Consider the following 18358-nt stretch of genomic DNA (forward strand, 5'->3'; position numbering starts at 1 on the left):
CCTACCATCATAGTGGTTGTAGGAGCGGGCCTGAGCGCGACCAATCCAGCTACGAACCAGGGTTACTTGTAGGAGCGGTTTACCCAAAGCACTCCCTACGGTCGCGGGGCACGCTGTTAACCGCGAAGACGTTGTCTGATGGACCGTTGAAACATTCATTCCCCCAGACGCTGATGGCTTTGATTTCGCCCTGCTGGGCGACCCCCTTTCTCTTTGCTTGCCCAAAGAGAAAGGGGGCAAAGACAATGCGTTTTCCGCATTGAGCGCCGCTCGTCGGCGACCCGAAGGGCGAGGCATGCAATGCCGAGTAAAAAGGGGCGCCCCGCATCACTGTCGTCGGCTGACCGCCGCCGATCCCCTGCGCGCGGCCCTGCCCAAGCGGTCGCTGCGGAACTCGCCTATCGGCTCAAACAGTTCTCGCTCTATTCCGCTTAGTCAGCGCCGTGCTCGGCAGTGCTGAAGGGGAGGTTTAGCCCGTGCCAAAGACAGTGTATTACACAAGCTATACATCCTTAGGCTAGTAAATTAAGCTGAAGTCAGCAAAGGAGTGTGCGTTAATCTTGGGCGCAAAAAGAAAGAATAAATAAAACAGCCACATAAGGATATGCAGGCAAAATTATGAGACCCCCTCGTTATTTGAATCAACGCGCATGCTCACTTTTTCAGCGAAAAAGCGCCGAAAAAAAAGACTTTTTCCTAATTAGTTAGAGAGCTAAAGCGATACTCATGTTTTAGCTAAACGAGGGTGCGCGATATGCAAATGTTAGCCAAGGAGATCAGAATGGTAGACAAGCCATCATTGTCTGAAGTTGAAAATGCTTTTCAGCCAGCTAAAGAAGTAACTGCCGTCGTTCGATTTGCTGGGCGTAAAATGGAGGTGGAAGATGGATATTATGGGCTCCTAGGTGACGGAGTTAACATTGCCATTGTTGGGAACCGTGGCGTAGGTAAAACTTCTTTATCTCGCCAGTTAGAGATTGCAGCCTCTGGTGACGATGGCCTCCTAGATCACTTAGGAATTAACCATGATAGACCTTTAGACTTCTTGCCGGTGTATTTTGCATGTGGCAACCGCGTAACAGATTTTGGGGATTTGCTCGAACGTCTCTTAACAACGTCTAATTGTCTGGGCGACTGGATATACGATATTCCTGGAGCAAAAAAAGAAGTTGTTTCTTATGCGCCCGAAATAGGTGCGAAGTTATTTGGCATCGAGGCGAAACTCGGTGGTGAAAAGGCTACCGAGCAAGAGTCTAGGCCAGCGGTCAACAACCACTCTATCGATACCGTTTTCACAAACGTTTGCCATGCAATTGTTGAAGAAGGAATAGCTAAAGACGGCTTGTTTATTATCGTAGATGAATTTGATCAGATTAACGATCCATCGGGTATGGCCGGATTCATGAAATCACTGGCTACCAATGTACCAAAAGCCAAATTCTGTTTGGTCGGAGTAGCTCAAGATATCCAAAACCTGATGAAAGAGCATGAGTCCGTTGATAGGCTATTTTCTGGCAGTATTATTCGTGTTCATCCAATGCAGCCTGAAGAACTACGAGAAATAATTCGGATTGCGGAGAATGAGATAGACGGCTTTATTACCTTCGACGATGAGGCTACTGATATACTGGTTTCCCTCGCACAAGGCCATCCTTATATGGTCCATCTGATAGGTAAGTACGCGTTTCGCTCAGCCTACCAAAAGGGCGTTAAAGTCATTGATCGTGCTGCGGTTCAGGAGACATTGAAATCGATAGCTGAGCGGGGTGCTGACCCAGTTCTAGAAGGCCGTTACAAAAAGGCTGTCGGCTCATCACGCCAAAGGGAGTCAGTCCTCCGCGCTCTTGCACAAGTCAGAGGAGAGGATGGCGAGTGTTGGACCACTGATGCCTACAAAATCGCCTTAGAGGATGAAGTTGATAATGCGAGTCAGTTTGTTGGTCATTTAGTGGCTGATGACTATGGCTCAGAGCTTGAGAAAGTTCGTGAGCGGTATTATCGATTTAAAGATTCTCTGTTTGCTACGTATGTTCTCGCTAGACCTAGGCTGTATCCGCCAGTTGGCTAACAAAGCCAGGCACGGCGACACCCTTTTTATTGCGGCTTCGCCTCCACTACAAAGTCGCGCATGATGGCGGCGTTAATGTCGAACAGTTTCTGTACGCTTAAACAGGGTGAAGTTTTTAGCACCGCCTATCTCATTCCAGTAAGTTTAACAGTCTACATTCGCGCGACTCTTATAGTCGCGTGTAGTCAATCCCATCTACCCGCAACAATACGCGCATGACTGCCAACACGACTCGCCTTGACCGTTTCATCCGCCAGCATACCGCGTTCGCAATGTCGGATACTCGGCTGTTATTGGCGCAGGGGCGCATTGTGGTGGATGGGGAGCTGGCGAAGTCGATTAACCAACGTATTGATCGCTTTAGTCGTATTGAGGTGGACGGGCTGTGTTTGCAAGCGGACACACCTTTGTACATTGCCTTAAATAAGCCCAGGGGGGTGGTGAGCGCAACGAAGGATGATGCTCACCGCACGGTGATTGATGTGCTGGATCATCCTCGCAAGACGGAGCTGCATATTGTCGGTCGCTTGGATTTTAATACCACCGGTTTGGTGTTGCTTAGCAATGACGGTGGATGGTCGCGGCGTATCAGTTTGCCGGAAACGAAGCTCGCCAAGGTGTATTGGGTGGAGGTGGCCACGCCGCTCTCCCAGGATTATATCGATGCCTTTCAGCGCGGTGTTTATTTTTCCTATGAGGGCATTACCACCCAGCCCGCGCAGTTGCAGATTTTGTCGGCCACCACGGCGCGCCTAACGCTTACCGAGGGTAAGTACCACCAGGTGAAGCGGATGTTCGGCGCTTTTGATAACGAGGTGTTAGCGCTGCATCGCGAGTCGGTGGGGCCGGTAGCCTTGGCGGACTTAGCCCTGGGTGAAAGCCGCTTGTTGAGTAAGGAAGAGCTTGCGGCAATAGCGCGATATACTGCCCCGCCAACGTAAGGACGCTAAGACGGCAGTGGACGCACTTCATCATCAACAAACACCTCGCGCGGCAGCTTGGATGGCTGGCGCCTTGGCGTCGTTCAGCACAATGGCGATATCGGCGCGTGAGCTGAGCGGCGAAATTGCCGTACACCAGCAACTGTTCTTTCGCAGCGCTATCGGTTTGCTGTGTTTGTTACTGATTATGCTGGTGGCCAGGTTGTCCCGCTCAAACCGAGTAGAGTCATCAGCGCTGCGGCTGCGCAGTCAGCGCCCGGGCTTGCATGTGCTGCGCAATGTTTTTCACTTTGGCGGCCAGTACGGTTGGTTTGTCGGCATTGGCTTGCTGCCATTGGCCGAAGTGTTTGCGCTGGAATTTACCGTGCCGTTTTGGACGATGCTGATTGCCGCCGTTGCCTTAAACGAGGCGATAACGCGCCGAAAATTAATAGCGATAGTCATGGGCCTGCTGGGTGTGTTGGCGATTGTTCAGCCGGGCTACAGCATTGTCGATAGCGCATCGCTTATTGTGTTGGCAGCCGCCATTGGCTACGCCGTTTCTCACACCTGCACGAAAGCACTCGGCGGTGCCGACTCGCCGTTCACGATTGTTTTTTATATGTGTTTGGTGCAGTTACCCATTGGTTTTGCACTGTCGATTGCCCACTGGCAGTGGCCTTACTCCGAGCAGTGGGTGTGGCTATTGCTGATAGGCCTTATGGCCTTGTCGGCACATTTTTGCATGAGTAAGGCCATGCACTATGCCGAGGTAAGTGTGGTGGTCACGCTGGACTTTTTGCGTTTGCCATTGATCGCGCTATTGGGTGTGGTGCTCTACGCCGAGGCGTTCGACTGGGCAATACTATTGGGCGGTACATTAATGCTGGCCGGAAATATCATTGCCTTACAGCCGCTACGAAAACACGGTCGGGCGCGTTAATGCAGTGCCGAATGGCCTGCAAGTTTATCAGATAACATATCAATAAAGGCGCGAACCTTTACCGCGGGATTGCGATCTTCCCGGTGGAGAATGGTGATCGGTTTGGCGGCTGGTTGATAGTCTTCCATCAGTATTTCCAGCTTGCCTGCCGCGACCTCGTCGGCCACTTGGTAGGACAACACGCGGGTAATCCCCAAACCATTCACGGCCGCTTCAACGGCGGCATCATTCGTTGTGACCGTGAGTCGCGGTGCAATAGCAATGCGCTGTTGCGCATGGGCTTTGTCCGGCGATTGAAAGTGCCAGTGCTGGTTTTCGCCAACCGCCAGTGAGGCGATCAAGCTGTGCTTGCGCAAGTCGTCCGGGCGTTGTGGGCGACCACAGTGCTGCAAGTAGTCCGGCGAGGCGCAGACCACCATGCGCACGCTGCCGACTTTGCGGCCGCGCAGCGACGAATCCGGCAGCTCGCCAATGCGTATACCGACATCAATCCCTTCTTCCAGCAGGTTAACCACGCGGTCGAGAAACACGGCATTTACCGTGGTTTTGGGATAGCGCTCCAGGTAACGAACAATACTGGGCGTAATAAAGCGCCGCCCAAACAGTACGGGCGCGGTGACGGTGAGCTGGCCCTGGGGTTCGGTGTTGATCCCGCTTGCGGTGTGGTCGGCGGCCTCCAGCTCGGCAAGAATCCGTTTGGCATCGTCCAGATAACGCCTGCCGATATCGGTCGTGCGCACGTAGCGGGTGCTGCGCTGCAACAGCTTTACGCCCAGGTTATCTTCAAGTGCGGCAATGGCGCGGGTAACGGCGGGGGGCGACAGCTCCAAACGCCGCGCGGCGGCGGCAAAACCCTCGGCCTCGGCAACGGCCACATACACCTTAAGCAAGTGAAATTTGTCCATAAGTCTTGCGCGCCATTATTCCGATTAAAGTAATAATGAATTGCAATGTACGCGTATTCTTCTTCTATGTGAAATTCGGCAAGGTAGCGGTGTCGGGCAGTTACGGCGGTAGCTGCACCAAACCACTTACTTGAGGATGCCACGATGAGCCGTTTACCTATTATCGACCATGACAACGCCAGTGCCGAGCAGCAGGAGTTGCTCGATGCGATTCAACAAAAGCTGGGCATGGTGCCAAATTTTCTGAAAATCTTTGCCAATTCCCCAGCGGCGCTGCGCGCCTTTCTCGGCCTGCACGGTATTGCCGGTGAGGGTGAGTTGTCGCCGGCTACTCGCGAGCGCATCGCTCTGGCGGTGGCCCAACAAAATGCCTGCCAGTACTGCGTGTCGGCGCACACGGCCATTGGTCGCAAGGCCGGTTTGAACGGCGACGAAATTGCCGCCAATCGCGCCGGTGGCAGCCAGGATGCCAAAGCCGCGGTGGCGGTGAAGTTTGCCAATACGCTGGTTGAACACAGTGGCAGTGTCACCGCCGCCGAGATCGCCGAGCTGCACAGTGCGGGCTACAGCGACGCGGAGGTGGTGGAGATTATCACCCACGTTGGCATGAATATTCTGACCAACTTCATCGGCAAGGCCAGCGAGGTGGAGATCGACTTCCCCACGGTAGAACTGAGCCTGAGCCGAGGCGCTGCCTAAGCGTTTATCCAGCCACGGCCCCTTGGCAGTCGAGGGCAAGGGGCCACCGGAGACAGAGCCATGGGACACCGCTACGCCAAGCTAATGTTTAGCCCCGCCGCCAAAGCACTGCAAAGCCAGGGCCGCAGCCGCGACACTTATGCGCGAATGGAGCAGGGCGAGGACTACAACTATTTGCTCAGCGACAAGGAGGCGCAATTTATTCGTCAGCGCGACAGCCTGTATATGGCCAGCGTTAGCGAGTCGGGCTGGCCCTATGTGCAGCATCGCGGCGGCCCACAAGGGTTTATCAAAGTGTTGGACGCGGCGACGCTGGGCTTTGCCGACTACCGTGGCAATCGCCAATACATTAGTGCTGGCAACGTGCAGAGCAATAATCGCGTGTCGCTGTTTTTGATGGACTACCCAAACCGCCGCCGCCTGAAAGTGGCGGGGCGGCTGGAGTTTGTCGACCCAGATGATGCGCGCTTACAGGCCTTGCTGGACCCGAACTACCGCGCCCGCATTGAGCGCGGCGTGCTGATACACATTGCCGCCTTCGACTGGAACTGCCCCCAGCACATTACCCCTCGTTATACCGACGCGGATATTGATCGCATGGTCGAGCAGCGCTTGCGCGAACTCGGCGTAGACCCCAACCAACAGTAAATGCCAATCCTAATAGCCAAGCACAAGGAAATGATGATGACCGACCCCAATACTCGCCCACCGCTACCCCCGTTTAGCTACGAAGAAGCGGTAGTGAAAACCCGCAAGGCAGAAGATGCCTGGAACAGCCGTAACCCCGAAGCCATCGCGCAGGCCTACACCGAAGATTCTCAATGGCGAAACCGCGCCGACTTTCCGGTGGGCCGCGCAGAAATCATCGCGTTCTTAGCCAACAAGTGGCAGCGCGAGCAGGAATATCGCCTGATTAAAGAAGTGTGGGCCCACAGCGGCAACCGCATTGCCGTGCGCTTTGCCTACGAATGGCGCGATGACGGCGGTCAGTGGTATCGCTCCTACGGCAATGAAAACTGGCAGTTCGACGAGCGCGGCCTAATGGCCTACCGTCACGCCAGCATTAACGACATGGCGATTAGCGAGGCCGAGCGCAAGTTCCACTGGCCGCTGGGGCGTCGACCGGATGACCACCCAGGCTTAAGCGAGCTGGGGCTGTAAGTGCTGGCCCTCGACAAATGCTTACAATGTTTACACATTCAACTTGCGGTGTGTATTTGCTTTATAATCGCCTGCCAGCTCGGCCGCGCGCATTCGCGCTGAGCGGGTAACTATTCTTAACAGTTTGGCGATAATTATGAAGCGTAGCGAGCAGGGTCGAGGGCTTATGCCCATTGAGTTTGGCAGCGGTGTGTGGCGCATGGTGCGCGCGGTGTGTTTGCCGTTGCTGGTGTTCACCTTGGTGGCCTGCGGTGGCAGTAGCAGCAGTAGTAGTAATAGCGGTAGTGCAGGTTCAGGCAACAGCCTTCGGGCGTGGCCGGCCTCGCAACCCGGTGAAGACCCCCCGGCTGCGCCCGAGGAATTGGCGCCACTGATCACTAATTTGTCGCTGCTGTCAGCGGCCCTGCCGCGCGATGTCGCCGCCCGCCTGTTCGACCCCGTTGCCCTCGGCTACACCATCAACGATATTAGCGACCCGGTGATTGTCGAGCACATGGTGCGATCAACCTTGGCGCAGGGGCAGGATGGCTCGCGCATTGAGCACGCTTACCACTGGTACGGTCACCCTTACGAAAACCCCAATGTGGCGCTGGTGCCGGTGGAATTTAATAACCGCTACGGCACTCGTCTGCACGGTGAAATCGTGCTGCCCAAACAGGGTTTGGTACCGCCTACGCAGGGGCCGTTCCCGGTGATTGTTGCCCTGCAGGGCTTAAACACCAACACCGCCATGTATCGTTGGTGGCACCGCCTGTTCGCCGACAATGGCTATGTAGTGTTCGCCTTCGACTTCAGCGGCCAGGGCCGCTCGGATGATTCCGGCGAGTCCGACCCGGACAACAACTTACACGATGCCCAAGATGCCATTCGCTACTTGTTCGAAGACTCTCCCGTGGCGGCTGCACTGGATGCCGACCGGCTGGGTGTGATTGGCCATAGCATGGGCGCGGCTGCGGCGCTGCGCGTGCAGGAACAAGAGGCCGCCGATGCCGCCGAGCCCAACCCGGTTCGCGTTCGCGCGGTCGTGGCGGCGGCGCCAGTATTCGAGTCGGTCACTGCCAGCCCGGTACCGGTGATGATCCAAACCGGCGATCACGATGGCCCCATTGCGCCACTGCCGTTTGTGAACCCCGCCGTGGTGCGCCCGCTCTACGACAGCCTGAGCAGTGACCGCGCCTTTATTGTTGCCGAGGCAGCCAGTCATGCGCAGCACACCAATTATCCCTTGCTGCCCACCTCAACCTGGGGCCGCGAAATTGCCGCGAACTACTCGCTGGCATGGATGGAGTACTATCTAAACAACAACACTCAGGCGCTGTTGACCCTGCTTGGCGGCCATCCGCATTTGTCGTATTTGCACGACAGCCTGGTGCGTATTGGCGACAGCGAGCAAAGCTATCGCGGCAATGGTCTGGCGCCCTCAGGCGACGAGCTGTAGCGGCCAATATTGCGTATGATGGTCGGCGCACTGCAACAGACTGAATAAGGAAGCATCACCGTGTCGCTAATGTTTGAAGAAATCGACAGCCAGGACTCTGCCCTGGGTGAAATTTCCCTGCGTCGGCGGCGCATTCCCGCACTGGGTGAGCGCGATATTTACGAGGTAAAACTGGGCGACGAGTTTCTGATGTCGAGCATGTTTTACGATGCCGAGGAAGCCCTGTCTACCCTGGGCTTAGCCGCTGTGCAGGGCGAAAATCTCAGCGTGGTGGTGGGCGGCCTGGGCCTTGGCTATACCGCCGTTAAAGCCCTGGAAGACGCGCGCATTGATGAGTTGTTTATCGTGGAGGCGCTGGACACGGTGATCGGCTGGCACCGCGACGAAAAAGTGCCGCTGGGTAAAATACTCAACGCCGATAGCCGCAACCACTATGTGCTGGGCAGCTTTTTTGAGCTGGCCACCCAGCCCGAGCTTGGCTTTGACCCGGCGGTGCCCGGCAAGCATTTCGACGCCATATTATTGGATATTGATCACTCGCCGTCGGAGTTTCTCAACGCCGCCAACGCCGGTTTTTATACCACGCAAAACCTCTCGCTAATGGCTAGCCAGCTCAAGCCCGGTGGCGTGTTTGCCATGTGGTCGCAGAATCTGCCCGACGCTGAATTTGAAGCGCTGCTCGGCAGCGTATTCGCTAGCGTGGCGTCCCATGTGGTGTCGTTTTACAACCCCTTCCAAAATACCGAGTCCACCAACTCAGTGTATGTGTGCACCGTGGCGGCCGAATAGTCGTTAACCAGGGCAGCAATATGTTTGAAATTCGCTTTACCGAAACCGTGGCGGCCCCGGCCGAAAAAGTCTGGCAGGTTCTACTCGATACCGCCCACTACGCCGAGTGGAATCCGTTTATCGTGGCCTGCGAATCCAGCTTTGTTGTGGGCGAGCCTATTATTATGCAGGTACAACTGCTGCCCTCGCGCTGTATTTCGCAAACCGAAACCATCCGCGCAAACACGGCGGCCGAATACCTGGAGTACGGCATTCAATTGCCGCTGGGATTGCTGGCCAGTTCGCGCCAGCACCGCCTAACAGCGTTGGACGACGACAGCTGCCGCTATGAATCGGTGTTTATCCTGCGCGGCGCCCTGTCGCCGCTGGTGCGCCTGCTATTGGGCAAGCACTTGGCGCGCGGTTTTCAGGGTATGACTCGCGGCCTGGTTTGCCGCGCTGAAGCGCTGACGTAACTAACGCACCCCGTAAATGTGAGGAGCAAGGCCATTAAAGCTATCTGGATTTTGGTGTTTACGGCGGTGTTGCTGTGGTCGGGTATTGGGCCCCACGACCCCTTTACCTGGCTGTTGGAAGTCGCGCCTGCGGTTATTGGCTTTGTTGTTATGGCGGCAACGTATCGGCAGTTTCCGCTCACGCCGCTGCTCTATACCCTGATTTTATTGCACTGTGTGGTACTGATGGTCGGCGGCCAATACACCTATGCCGAAGTGCCCGGCTTTGATGGTTGGTTTGGCAGCGAGCGCAATAACTACGACAAAATTGGCCACTTCTTCCAGGGTTTTGTGCCCGCTGCCCTGGCGCGGGAAATCCTTATTCGCAAAAAGGCGGTGAACGGCAGCCGCTGGTTGGCACTGTTTGTGGTGGCTATCTGCCTCGCGTTTAGCGCTTTCTACGAACTTATCGAATGGTGGGTGGCCGAGCTAAGCGGTGAAGGCGCGGAAGCCTTCCTTGGCACCCAGGGTTATGAGTGGGACACCCAATCGGATATGGCAATGGCGTTGATCGGTGCCATCACGTCGCTGATCTGCTTGTCGCGCTGCCATGACCGTCAGTTGGTGGGTGGCCGATTTGTGTAGTCGCTGGGTGTTGGTTCACTGAGCTTTTCCATTTATAGCAAGTACTTACGTTCACCGCGCTGGTCGCGGTGGGCGGCATTCGTTACCATTCTCCTGTCGCCACGGTATTGAAGGGATCATCGGTGTCTTTAGAAGTCATTATCCTTGCAGCGGGTCAGGGTACTCGTATGCGTTCGGCCTTACCCAAAGTGTTGCACCCATTGGCGGGTAAGCCGATGTTGCAGCACGCCATCGATGCGGCCGCGCAAACTGATCCGGCCGCTATTCATGTGGTGGTGGGACACGGCGCCGAGCAGGTGAAGGCCGGGGTTTCGCACCCCAACTTACAGTGGGCCTTGCAGGCGGAGCAGAAGGGTACGGGTCACGCGGTGGCTCAAGGCTTGGCCTCGGTAGCCGAGGATGCCACGGTGCTGATTACCTACGGCGACGTGCCGCTGGTGCGCCCCGAAACCTTGCAGGCCATGGTTGCCCGCTGCCGCGACACGTTGGTGTTGCTCACCGCCACGCTGGACGACCCCACTGGTTATGGCCGCATTATTCGCAATACCGACGGTGCGGTGCAGGCCATTGTTGAGCAAAAAGATGCCAGCCCCGAGCAATTGGCCGTTCGGGAAGTGAACACCGGCATGATGGCCCTGCCAGCCAAGTATTTGCGGGAGTGGCTGCCCGCGCTGTCGGCCGACAATGCGCAGGGCGAGTACTACCTAACAGATATTATTGCCATGGCGGTGGCGGCGGGAGTTGCCGTTGACGTGGCTCAGCCCGAGGCGCTATGGGAAGTGGAGGGTGTGAACAATCGCCTGCAACTCAATGCGCTGGAGCGCCAGTACCAGCGTTTGATCGCCGAGCAGTTAATGACCGATGGCGCGACTCTGGCCGATGCCCAGCGTATTGATGTGCGCGGCACGCTGACCATTGGTCAGGATGTCAGCATTGATGTGAACTGCGTATTTGAGGGCGAGGTCGCGCTGGGTGATGGCGTCGAGATCGGCCCAAACTGTGTGATCAGCAACAGCCTCGTGGCGGCGGGTACGGTCATCAAGGCCAACTCGGTGTTAGAAGATGCAGTGGTCGGTCAGCAGTGCACCATTGGCCCCTTTGCGCGTTTGCGCCCTGGCACTGTGCTGGCCGATACGGCGCGCATTGGCAATTTTGTGGAAACCAAAAACGCGCAGGTGGGCGAGGGCAGCAAAATCAATCACCTTAGCTATGTTGGCGATGCCAGCCTTGGTGCGGGCGTAAATATTGGTGCGGGAACCATTACCTGCAACTATGATGGAGTGAACAAGTCGCGCACCGAGATTGGCGATGGCGCCTTTGTTGGCTCCAATACCGCGCTGGTCGCGCCGGTGTCGGTGGGCGAGGGCGCGACGGTGGCGGCGGGCTCAACCATCACCGGAAATGTCGCCGACGGCGAACTGGGCGTCGCCCGTGGCCGCCAACGCAATATCAAGGGCTGGAAGCGGCCCGTTAAAACATCCTGATCGCTACTATTTATTAGGGCTCGAATATGTGTGGAATCGTCGGTGCTGTTGCCCAACGAGAAGTTGCTGGAATTCTGCTTGAAGGCTTGCGTCGCCTCGAATACCGGGGCTACGACTCAGCCGGTATGGCGGTTATCTCAGCCAATGGCGACAACGACTGCCGCAAGCGTGTGGGTAAAGTCGAGGCGCTGGCACAGGCGCTGGGCGAGCAGCCGCTGCCGGGCCACACTGGCATTGCCCACACCCGCTGGGCCACCCACGGCGAACCCTCGGAAGCCAATGCCCACCCCCACAATTCCGGCAAGCTGTCGCTGGTACACAACGGCATTATCGAAAACCACGAAGCGCTGCGCAGTAAACTCAAAGCGCTGGGCTATACCTTTTTATCGGCCACTGACACGGAAACCATTGTTCATTTGGTCCACCACTATTACCAGCAGCAGCGCGACCTGCTCGGCGCGGTCAAGCTGGCGGTAACGGAGCTGGAGGGCGCCTATGGTCTGGCCGTTATCCACGCCGACCAACCCGACAAACTGGTGTGCGCGCGCAAGGGCAGCCCGCTGGTGATTGGTATGGGTATTGGCGAGAACTTTATCGCCTCTGACCAACTGGCGCTGCGCCAGGTGACCGATCGCTTTGTGTATCTGGAAGAGGGCGATATTGCCGAAGTGACCGTTGGTCACTACCGCATTTGGAATGCCGACCTGGAGCCGGTCACCCGCGAAGTCAGCCAGATCGATGCCGCCGCGGAATCCGCCGACAAGGGCCATTACCGCCACTACATGCTCAAGGAAATCTACGAGCAGCCCACGGTTATTCAGCGCTCACTGGCTGGGCGACTGGGCAGCAAAAAAGTGCTGGCCGAGGCAATGGGGCCGCGCGCTAACGACATTTTACAGTCGGTGTCCTCGGTGCAGATTGTGGCCTGTGGTACCAGCTATCACGCGGGCATGGTCGCCAAGTATTGGATCGAAGGCATCGCCGGTGTGCCCTGCCGGGTAGAAGTGGCCAGCGAGTTTCGCTACCGCAAATTCAAAGTGCAGGAAAACACCCTGTTCGTCACCATCAGTCAGTCCGGTGAAACGGCCGATACGCTGGCCGCCCTGCGGCTGGCCAAAACCCTTGGTTACAGCGCCAGCCTCACCATCTGCAATGTGGCGCTCAGCTCGCTGGTACGCGAGTCCGATCTCTATTTAATGACCGAGGCCGGCCCGGAAATCGGTGTGGCATCGACCAAAGCCTTCACCACCCAGTTGGTGGCACTGTTGCTGCTTACTGTTGCGCTGGGTCGCCACCACGACCTCACCGAAGAGGAAGAGCAAAGCATTGTTGCCGCCTTGCACCAACTGCCCGCTCGACTGGATGAAACCCTGACCCTGGATGCAGCGATCCAGCAAATGTCAGAAGCCTTTGCCGACAAGCACCACGCCTTATTCCTGGGGCGCGGTGCGCAGTGGCCGGTGGCGATGGAAGGTGCGCTTAAGCTGAAGGAAATTTCCTATATCCACGCCGAAAGTTATCCCGCTGGCGAGCTTAAACACGGTCCGCTGGCGCTGGTGGACAGCGACATGCCGGTTATCGCTGTGGCCCCTAACGACGAGCTGCTGGAAAAGCTGAAATCCAATCTTCAAGAAGTGCAGGCGCGCGGCGGACAGCTCTTCGTATTCGCCGACAAAGCTGCTGGCTTTAGCCCCGAGCCCAGCTTGCAGATTATTGAGCTGCCCCATGTCAGCGATATCGTCGCACCGATTTTGTACACCATTCCCCTGCAACTGCTGAGCTACCATGTGGCGATTTTAAAAGGCACCGATGTCGATCAGCCGAGAAACCTCGCCAAGTCGGTAACGGTGGAGTAAGCGCCCTTAGCGGCGCTCTCGCTCACGGCGCGGTGACCCGCCCGTGCAGTGGGTTGGAGTCACACCGCTTTTTCATATTCACCAGGTGTTTTACAGGCCGCTATGAAAAGAAGATGCCCACACTGCAAAGAGACGTGCATCGCCCCGCAAGACTTTAAAGTGGGCGTCTTATATCGCTGTCCACGCTGTCAGACCGGGGTGGAAGTGGGGAGGTTTTATACGGTGGCGCTATCACTGGTTCTGGCGTTGCTCTGCGCTTACTTTTTCAGTGTGGGTAAGCCAGAGGTGGGATTTTTACTCTTTACCCTAATACTATTCAGAGCGTTTTATTCAAAAGCGGTGGATGCCCTTTTTCTGCCCTTACAAAAAAGTGTGGATAATTAGCATTTGGCTCATTGCCTAAGTTGCTGTTTTTCTGAGCGGCCTCGGCGCTGGTAGGCCGTATTTATCACAGCTAGATAAATACAATAAATGGTAGGGATTTCCTCTGTTTATTGTATTGATGTCGGTACTCGTTATAGTAGCGCCTACCTTGCGACGCCCTGGCGCAGTGCTGGTGGGGCCTGTACGCTACCGTTGACTAAACAGGAGAGAATTTCATGACCCAAGATGTTGTTGTATTGAGCGCGGCCCGTTCGGGCATTGGGACTTACGGTGGCGGCCTGAGCGGTATCGAGCCCCATGAGTTGGGTGGCCAGATTATGAAGGCGGCCATTGATCGTTCTTCTGTTGATCCTCAGAACATTAACTACGTGACAGTGGGTAACTGTATTCCCACTGACTCTCGCTATGCCTACGTGGCGCGTGTGGCGTCAATTCAGGCTGGCCTGCCGATGGATTCTGTGGCGATGGGTGTAAACCGTCTGTGTAGCTCGGGCCTGCAAGCCATTGTCACCACTGCTCAAAACATTATGTTGGGCGATTGCGACTACGGTATTGGCGGTGGTGTGGAAGTCATGTCGCGCAGCGCTTACTTGTCACCCACCATGCGCAACGGTGCGCGCATGGGCAATGTGGAAATGCTCGACGCGATGACCTCGGCGTTGACCGACCCCTTCGGCGTGGGCCACATGGGTATTACCGCTGAAAACCTGGCGGACAAATGGGAGATCAGCCGCGAAGAGCAAGACGCCTTTGCCGCCGAGTCTCACCGCCGCGCTGCCGCTGCCATTGAAGCGGGTTACTTCAAAGAGCAAATCGCGCCGGTGACGCTGAAAACCCGCAAGGGTGAAGTGGTATTCGATACCGACGAGCACGTGAAGCCCGGCACCACCGTCGACACGCTGGCGAAACTGCGCCCCGCCTTTAAAAAGGATGGCACCGTAACCGCTGGTAATGCCTCTGGTCTGAATGACGGCGCTGCCTTTATGGTACTGGCCTCTGCACAGGCTGCTGAGAAAGCGGGTCAGAAGCCCATCGCGCGTATGGTGTCTTATGCGGTAGCAGGTGTGCCCAACCATATTATGGGTGAAGGTCCGATTCCGGCGTCGACTAAAGCGCTGGCCAAGGCCGGTTTGTCGATTGCCGATATGGACGTGATCGAATCCAACGAAGCCTTTGCATCACAAGCCCTGGCAGTGGCGAAAGGTCTGGGTCTGGATTTGAGCAAAACCAACCCCAACGGTGGTGCCATTGCACTGGGTCACCCAGTAGGTTGTTCTGGCGCGTTCATCGCCACTAAGGCGATCTACGAGCTGCAGCGCACCGGTGGTAAATATGCGCTGGTCACCATGTGTATTGGTGGTGGTCAGGGTATCGCGGTTATCTTCGAGCGCGTATAAGCCTTTCAACACCGGCGGCTGCAATAGCCGCCGGTGAATTCCACGCTTACTTCTCTCCGTTCAGTTTCCCCAACACGCTTTTTCAGCAAGCTAGGTGCGTCGTCTTAGTGTGCAAACCAGTGGCGCGTGCGATTCGCAAACCACACCAGCGACAGCATTACCGGCACTTCTACTAACACCCCAACCACTGTGGCGAGGGCGGCACCGGAATGCAGGCCAAACAGCGAGATCGCCACGGCCACTGCCAACTCGAAAAAATTGGAGGTGCCAATCATGCAGGCGGGGGCGGCGACATTGTGCGGCAACTTTAATTGCTTGGCGGCAAAGTAGGCGATGGCAAAGATGCCGTAGGTTTGTATGAGCAGGGGAACAGCGATTAACGCGATCACCATGGGTTTGGCGATAATGGTTTCTGCCTGAAAACCAAACAGCAGCACCACGGTTGCCAGCAAGCCGATAATTGACCAGGGTTTCAGTGTGGCAACAAAGTTATTCAGACGGCTGTGGTCGTTAGCGCTGTCCAGGCGGTGACGGGTAATCGCGCCGGCAATCAGCGGCAATACCACATACAGCACCACCGAAAGCAGCAGCGTTTCCCAGGGCACTTGAATATCGCTAATGCCAAGTAAAAACGCGGTAATCGGTGCGAAAGCGAAGATCATAATAATGTCGTTGATCGACACCTGCACCAGGGTGTAGTTGGCATCCCCTTTTGTGAGCTGGCTCCAGACAAATACCATCGCGGTGCAGGGTGCTACGCCGAGTAAAATCATCCCGGCGATATACTCGCCAGCAGATTGCGGGTCTACCCAGTCGGCGAATATCACCTTGAAGAACAGCCAGCCCAGCATAGCCATGGTAAAGGGCTTGATAAGCCAGTTAACGGTGAGTGTTAGCAGCAGCCCCTTGGGTTTTTTACCCACGTCTTTTAGCGAGGCGAAGTCGATCTGAATCATCATCGGATAGATCATCAGCCAGATCAGCACCGCCACCACCAGGTTGACGTGGGCAAGCTCAAGGGCGGCAACCTGTGCAAATACTCCGGGGATGGTATTGCCCAGTACAACACCGGCGGCGATACACAGCCCAACCCAAAGCGAAAGATAGCGCTCAAAAAGTCCCATGGTTTTTCTCTCTTTATTACAGCTTAATTGCGGCTTAAATAGAGCGTTGGTTAACGCGTTCCATTAATTTTTCGGCGCTTTCCACGCGCTCGGAATAGCGGTCGACCAGGTAGTCGCTGTTATCGCGGGTGAGCAGGGTGAACTTCATCAGTTCCTCCATGACATCCACAATGCGGTTGTAATAGCTGGAAGGCTTCATGCGGTTATTGTCGTCAAACTCGAGAAAGGCCTTGGCCACCGACGACTGGTTGGGGATGGTGATCATCCGCATCCAGCGGCCCAGTACCCGCAGTTGATTCACCACATTAAAAGACTGGGAGCCACCTTCCACCTGCATCACCGCCAGGGTTTTACCTTGGGTGGGCCGCACTGCGCCCTGCGACAGGGGGATCCAGTCGATCTGCGCCTTCATAATGCCGGTCATCGCGCCGTGGCGTTCGGGAGAGCACCACACCTGCCCTTCCGACCAGATGGCCAGTTCACGCAGTTCTTTTACCTTGGGGTGATTCTCGTCAGCGCCGTCAGGCAGTGGCAGGCCCTCGGGGTTGAAGATACGCACTTCGCCGCCCATATGGCTAAGCAGTCGCGCGCATTCTTCGACCACTAAGCGGCTAAAGGAGCGCTCGCGCAGTGAGCCATACAGCAGAAGAAAGCGCGGTTTGTGGCCGGAATAGTTCGCGTTAAATTGCGCTGTGCTCGGGCTGGCGAACTGGCTGTCATCCACATTGGGCAGAGACATATCATCAAGACTCATTACTTTGCTCCCAGGTCTGCCAGCGCGGCAGTCCATTCAGATTTATCGAGGGTGGCAATGGTTTTTAACGCCGCGACACGCTCACTGATCACCGCAATGCTGGCGCGGAATGCCGCGTCGATCTCTTCCTCTGTGCCGGTCAGTTTCGACGGGTCCTCCAGGCCCCAGTGCACTTTCAGTGCCTTGCCGAACCACAGCGGGCAGGACTCGCCAGCAGCGGAATCGCAAACGGTAACCACCAGGTCGGGGGCAAAGCTCTCCAGCTCGTTCCAGGACTGGCTTTGTAGGCCGCTGGTATCAATACCGGCGGCGCGCAGGGCTTTTAGTGAGGTGGGGTGCACTTCACCAGCGGGCTGGCTGCCGGCACTGCGCGCCTCGATAAGGTCGCTGGCAAGGTGGCGAGTGATCGCCTCGGAGAGGATGCTGCGACAGCGGTTGTGGGTGCAGATATATAAAATCTTCATAGTAGCCTCGTGACAATTAGCACTGGGAAGACAGCTCTTCCAGGCGGCTTTTTAGGTAGTTGGCATTGTTGCTAAGGGTGACCTTGAGTATGTCGTGGGCCCACTCAGGCAGTGCCGGATGAAGTTGGTAGTACACCCACTGCCCCTGCCGACGGTCCTGAAGAATGCCGCGCTTTCGCAGCTGCGCGAGATGGCGGGAGATCTTGGGTTGCGACTCGTTAAGTGCTTCCATCAGGTCGCACACGCAGAGCTCGCCGCGCTCGGTAATTAACAGCATTGACAGCAATCGGGTGTCATCCGCCAAGGCCTTAAAAAAGTCCACAGGGCTGAGCGGCGGTGTGCTGACCGTTTTGCTGTTCACCAATAAAAACAGCCGAATGCGTTCGCTGATCTCCTGCAGGGTGTGAGCGAAGGCCTGGGGTTGGTCGCTGGCTTTCGGGTCTGGAAAATCCCAGGCCATGACAACACCAGCACCTGGCCACTGCTGACAGGCATTGTGCGCTTTGTCGCAGAGCGTAATGACATAGTCAAAATGCTGATCGGCGAAGTTCTCCACTGGCTTTGACGACAGCCCAGCCGTGGACACCCCGGCGTCGGCGAGGGCGGACAGCGTTCTCGGGTCGATGGCCTGCGGCGCAGTGCCAGCACTAAAGACCTCTATGCCTTCGACTGCCTGGTGGCGAAGCACCGCTTCGGCCATTTGCGAGCGCACGGAATTGCCCGTGCACAGAAAGAGTACTTTCATGGTGATCTCAAGCTGAGAAATGACGTGATTCACATGCTATCAGCTATATATATGAATTTCCATATATATAGCTTTTGAAATATGGCATGCCAGATTTTGGCATTAGGTTTTGGTTCAGGGAGGGGTAAATGAGAGTTGAATAGTTGAA

Annotated in this window: 18 protein-coding genes and 1 pseudogene; 13 read left to right on the forward strand and 6 right to left on the reverse strand. The window is 56.2% G+C overall.

Features of this window, described 5'->3' with window-relative positions; genetic code table 11:
- Nucleotides 1–781: 781 nt before the first annotated feature.
- The 3 genes from B3K78_RS10090 (at nucleotide 782) to B3K78_RS10100 (ending at nucleotide 3931) form a co-directional block, all read left to right on the forward strand.
- On the forward strand, nucleotides 782–2068 hold the full coding sequence (locus B3K78_RS10090; protein WP_286695332.1) for a hypothetical protein: 1287 nt from the start codon (nucleotides 782–784) through the stop codon (nucleotides 2066–2068).
- Between the two features lie 272 nt (nucleotides 2069–2340).
- Nucleotides 2341–3009 (forward strand): pseudouridine synthase, encoded by a 669-nt coding sequence (locus B3K78_RS10095; protein WP_286695333.1) that lies wholly within the window; start codon nucleotides 2341–2343, stop codon nucleotides 3007–3009.
- Nucleotides 3010–3025: 16 nt separating this feature from the next.
- Nucleotides 3026–3931: a DMT family transporter gene (locus B3K78_RS10100; RefSeq protein WP_286695334.1), complete on the forward strand. Its 906-nt coding sequence runs from the start codon at nucleotides 3026–3028 to the stop codon at nucleotides 3929–3931.
- Here B3K78_RS10100 and B3K78_RS10105 read toward each other — a convergent pair.
- Entirely contained in the window at nucleotides 3928–4836 is a 909-nt protein-coding gene (locus B3K78_RS10105; protein ID WP_286695335.1) for a LysR family transcriptional regulator, read from the reverse strand. The two genes, B3K78_RS10100 and B3K78_RS10105, sit on opposite strands and share 4 nt — an antisense overlap.
- A gap of 144 nt (nucleotides 4837–4980) precedes the next feature.
- Between B3K78_RS10105 and B3K78_RS10110 the strand changes: the two genes are divergently transcribed.
- The 10 genes from B3K78_RS10110 to B3K78_RS10155 all read left to right on the forward strand — a co-directional run bounded on the left by B3K78_RS10110 (nucleotide 4981) and on the right by B3K78_RS10155 (nucleotide 15123).
- Nucleotides 4981–5535, forward strand: a complete 555-nt coding sequence (locus B3K78_RS10110) for a carboxymuconolactone decarboxylase family protein (RefSeq protein WP_286695336.1) — start codon at nucleotides 4981–4983, stop codon at nucleotides 5533–5535.
- A gap of 60 nt (nucleotides 5536–5595) precedes the next feature.
- Complete coding sequence (locus B3K78_RS10115; protein WP_286695337.1) at nucleotides 5596–6183, forward strand: pyridoxamine 5'-phosphate oxidase family protein; 588 nt, start codon at nucleotides 5596–5598, stop codon at nucleotides 6181–6183.
- Nucleotides 6184–6696 carry a nuclear transport factor 2 family protein gene (locus B3K78_RS10120; protein ID WP_286695338.1) on the forward strand — a complete coding sequence of 171 codons (513 nt, stop codon included), beginning with the start codon at nucleotides 6184–6186 and terminating at the stop codon, nucleotides 6694–6696.
- A 136-nt stretch (nucleotides 6697–6832) separates the two neighbouring features.
- Nucleotides 6833–8134 carry an alpha/beta hydrolase gene (locus B3K78_RS10125; RefSeq protein WP_286695339.1) on the forward strand — a complete coding sequence of 434 codons (1302 nt, stop codon included), beginning with the start codon at nucleotides 6833–6835 and terminating at the stop codon, nucleotides 8132–8134.
- A 69-nt stretch (nucleotides 8135–8203) separates the two neighbouring features.
- The gene (locus B3K78_RS10130) at nucleotides 8204–8923 is read left to right on the forward strand and encodes a polyamine aminopropyltransferase (protein WP_286695642.1); all 720 of its coding nucleotides are present in this window, start codon (nucleotides 8204–8206) and stop codon (nucleotides 8921–8923) included.
- 20 nt (nucleotides 8924–8943) lie between these two features.
- Entirely contained in the window at nucleotides 8944–9378 is a 435-nt protein-coding gene (locus B3K78_RS10135) for an SRPBCC domain-containing protein (RefSeq protein WP_286695340.1), read from the forward strand.
- An 18-nt stretch (nucleotides 9379–9396) separates the two neighbouring features.
- Nucleotides 9397–10002 (forward strand): DUF2238 domain-containing protein, encoded by a 606-nt coding sequence (locus B3K78_RS10140; RefSeq protein WP_286695341.1) that lies wholly within the window; start codon nucleotides 9397–9399, stop codon nucleotides 10000–10002.
- A gap of 122 nt (nucleotides 10003–10124) precedes the next feature.
- On the forward strand, nucleotides 10125–11486 hold the full coding sequence (gene glmU, locus B3K78_RS10145) for a bifunctional UDP-N-acetylglucosamine diphosphorylase/glucosamine-1-phosphate N-acetyltransferase GlmU (RefSeq protein ID WP_286695342.1): 1362 nt from the start codon (nucleotides 10125–10127) through the stop codon (nucleotides 11484–11486).
- A 26-nt stretch (nucleotides 11487–11512) separates the two neighbouring features.
- Nucleotides 11513–13342 (forward strand): glutamine--fructose-6-phosphate transaminase (isomerizing), encoded by a 1830-nt coding sequence (gene glmS / locus B3K78_RS10150; protein ID WP_204994950.1) that lies wholly within the window; start codon nucleotides 11513–11515, stop codon nucleotides 13340–13342.
- A gap of 599 nt (nucleotides 13343–13941) precedes the next feature.
- Nucleotides 13942–15123, forward strand: a complete 1182-nt coding sequence (locus B3K78_RS10155; RefSeq protein WP_286695343.1) for an acetyl-CoA C-acyltransferase family protein — start codon at nucleotides 13942–13944, stop codon at nucleotides 15121–15123.
- A gap of 104 nt (nucleotides 15124–15227) precedes the next feature.
- On the opposite strand, the gene arsB is transcribed toward B3K78_RS10155, so the two are convergent.
- The 5 genes and pseudogenes from arsB to B3K78_RS10180 all read right to left on the reverse strand — a co-directional run.
- Entirely contained in the window at nucleotides 15228–16247 is a 1020-nt protein-coding gene (arsB, locus tag B3K78_RS10160; protein ID WP_286695344.1) for an ACR3 family arsenite efflux transporter, read from the reverse strand.
- 34 nt (nucleotides 16248–16281) lie between these two features.
- Nucleotides 16282–17001 carry an arsenical resistance protein ArsH gene (arsH, locus tag B3K78_RS10165; RefSeq protein WP_286695345.1) on the reverse strand — a complete coding sequence of 240 codons (720 nt, stop codon included), beginning with the start codon at nucleotides 16999–17001 and terminating at the stop codon, nucleotides 16282–16284.
- Nucleotides 17001–17465, reverse strand: coding sequence for an arsenate reductase ArsC (locus B3K78_RS10170; protein WP_286695346.1), 465 nt, complete (start codon nucleotides 17463–17465; stop codon nucleotides 17001–17003). The genes arsH and B3K78_RS10170 overlap by 1 nt, the downstream gene beginning before the upstream one ends.
- Before the next feature lie 16 nt (nucleotides 17466–17481).
- Nucleotides 17482–17742: a metalloregulator ArsR/SmtB family transcription factor gene (locus B3K78_RS10175; protein WP_239547535.1), complete on the reverse strand. Its 261-nt coding sequence runs from the start codon at nucleotides 17740–17742 to the stop codon at nucleotides 17482–17484.
- Between the two features lie 99 nt (nucleotides 17743–17841).
- Nucleotides 17842–18210, reverse strand: a pseudogene (locus B3K78_RS10180) (arsenate reductase ArsC); the annotation flags it as partial.
- Nucleotides 18211–18358 lie beyond the last annotated feature (148 nt).

The organism is Spongiibacter sp. UBA1325, assembly GCF_002306875.1.
Lineage (GTDB): Bacteria > Pseudomonadota > Gammaproteobacteria > Pseudomonadales > Spongiibacteraceae > Spongiibacter > Spongiibacter marinus.

What these genes read in the sequence shown, in the direction of transcription:
- B3K78_RS10130 (WP_286695642.1), top strand. Translation starts at nt 8,204, where the DNA reads ATGTTTGAAGAAATCGACAGCCAGGACTCTGCCCTGGGTGAAATTTCC.
- arsH (WP_286695345.1), bottom strand. Translation starts at nt 17,001, where the DNA reads ATGAGTCTTGATGATATGTCTCTGCCCAATGTGGATGACAGCCAGTTC.
- arsB (WP_286695344.1), bottom strand. Translation starts at nt 16,247, where the DNA reads ATGGGACTTTTTGAGCGCTATCTTTCGCTTTGGGTTGGGCTGTGTATC.
- B3K78_RS10120 (WP_286695338.1), top strand. Translation starts at nt 6,184, where the DNA reads ATGCCAATCCTAATAGCCAAGCACAAGGAAATGATGATGACCGACCCC.
- B3K78_RS10105 (WP_286695335.1), bottom strand. Translation starts at nt 4,836, where the DNA reads ATGGACAAATTTCACTTGCTTAAGGTGTATGTGGCCGTTGCCGAGGCC.
- B3K78_RS10135 (WP_286695340.1), top strand. Translation starts at nt 8,944, where the DNA reads ATGTTTGAAATTCGCTTTACCGAAACCGTGGCGGCCCCGGCCGAAAAA.
- B3K78_RS10095 (WP_286695333.1), top strand. Translation starts at nt 2,341, where the DNA reads ATGTCGGATACTCGGCTGTTATTGGCGCAGGGGCGCATTGTGGTGGAT.
- glmS (WP_204994950.1), top strand. Translation starts at nt 11,513, where the DNA reads ATGTGTGGAATCGTCGGTGCTGTTGCCCAACGAGAAGTTGCTGGAATT.
- B3K78_RS10125 (WP_286695339.1), top strand. Translation starts at nt 6,833, where the DNA reads ATGAAGCGTAGCGAGCAGGGTCGAGGGCTTATGCCCATTGAGTTTGGC.
- B3K78_RS10090 (WP_286695332.1), top strand. Translation starts at nt 782, where the DNA reads ATGGTAGACAAGCCATCATTGTCTGAAGTTGAAAATGCTTTTCAGCCA.
- B3K78_RS10175 (WP_239547535.1), bottom strand. Translation starts at nt 17,742, where the DNA reads ATGCTGTTAATTACCGAGCGCGGCGAGCTCTGCGTGTGCGACCTGATG.
- B3K78_RS10115 (WP_286695337.1), top strand. Translation starts at nt 5,596, where the DNA reads ATGGGACACCGCTACGCCAAGCTAATGTTTAGCCCCGCCGCCAAAGCA.
- B3K78_RS10155 (WP_286695343.1), top strand. Translation starts at nt 13,942, where the DNA reads ATGACCCAAGATGTTGTTGTATTGAGCGCGGCCCGTTCGGGCATTGGG.
- B3K78_RS10110 (WP_286695336.1), top strand. Translation starts at nt 4,981, where the DNA reads ATGAGCCGTTTACCTATTATCGACCATGACAACGCCAGTGCCGAGCAG.
- B3K78_RS10170 (WP_286695346.1), bottom strand. Translation starts at nt 17,465, where the DNA reads ATGAAGATTTTATATATCTGCACCCACAACCGCTGTCGCAGCATCCTC.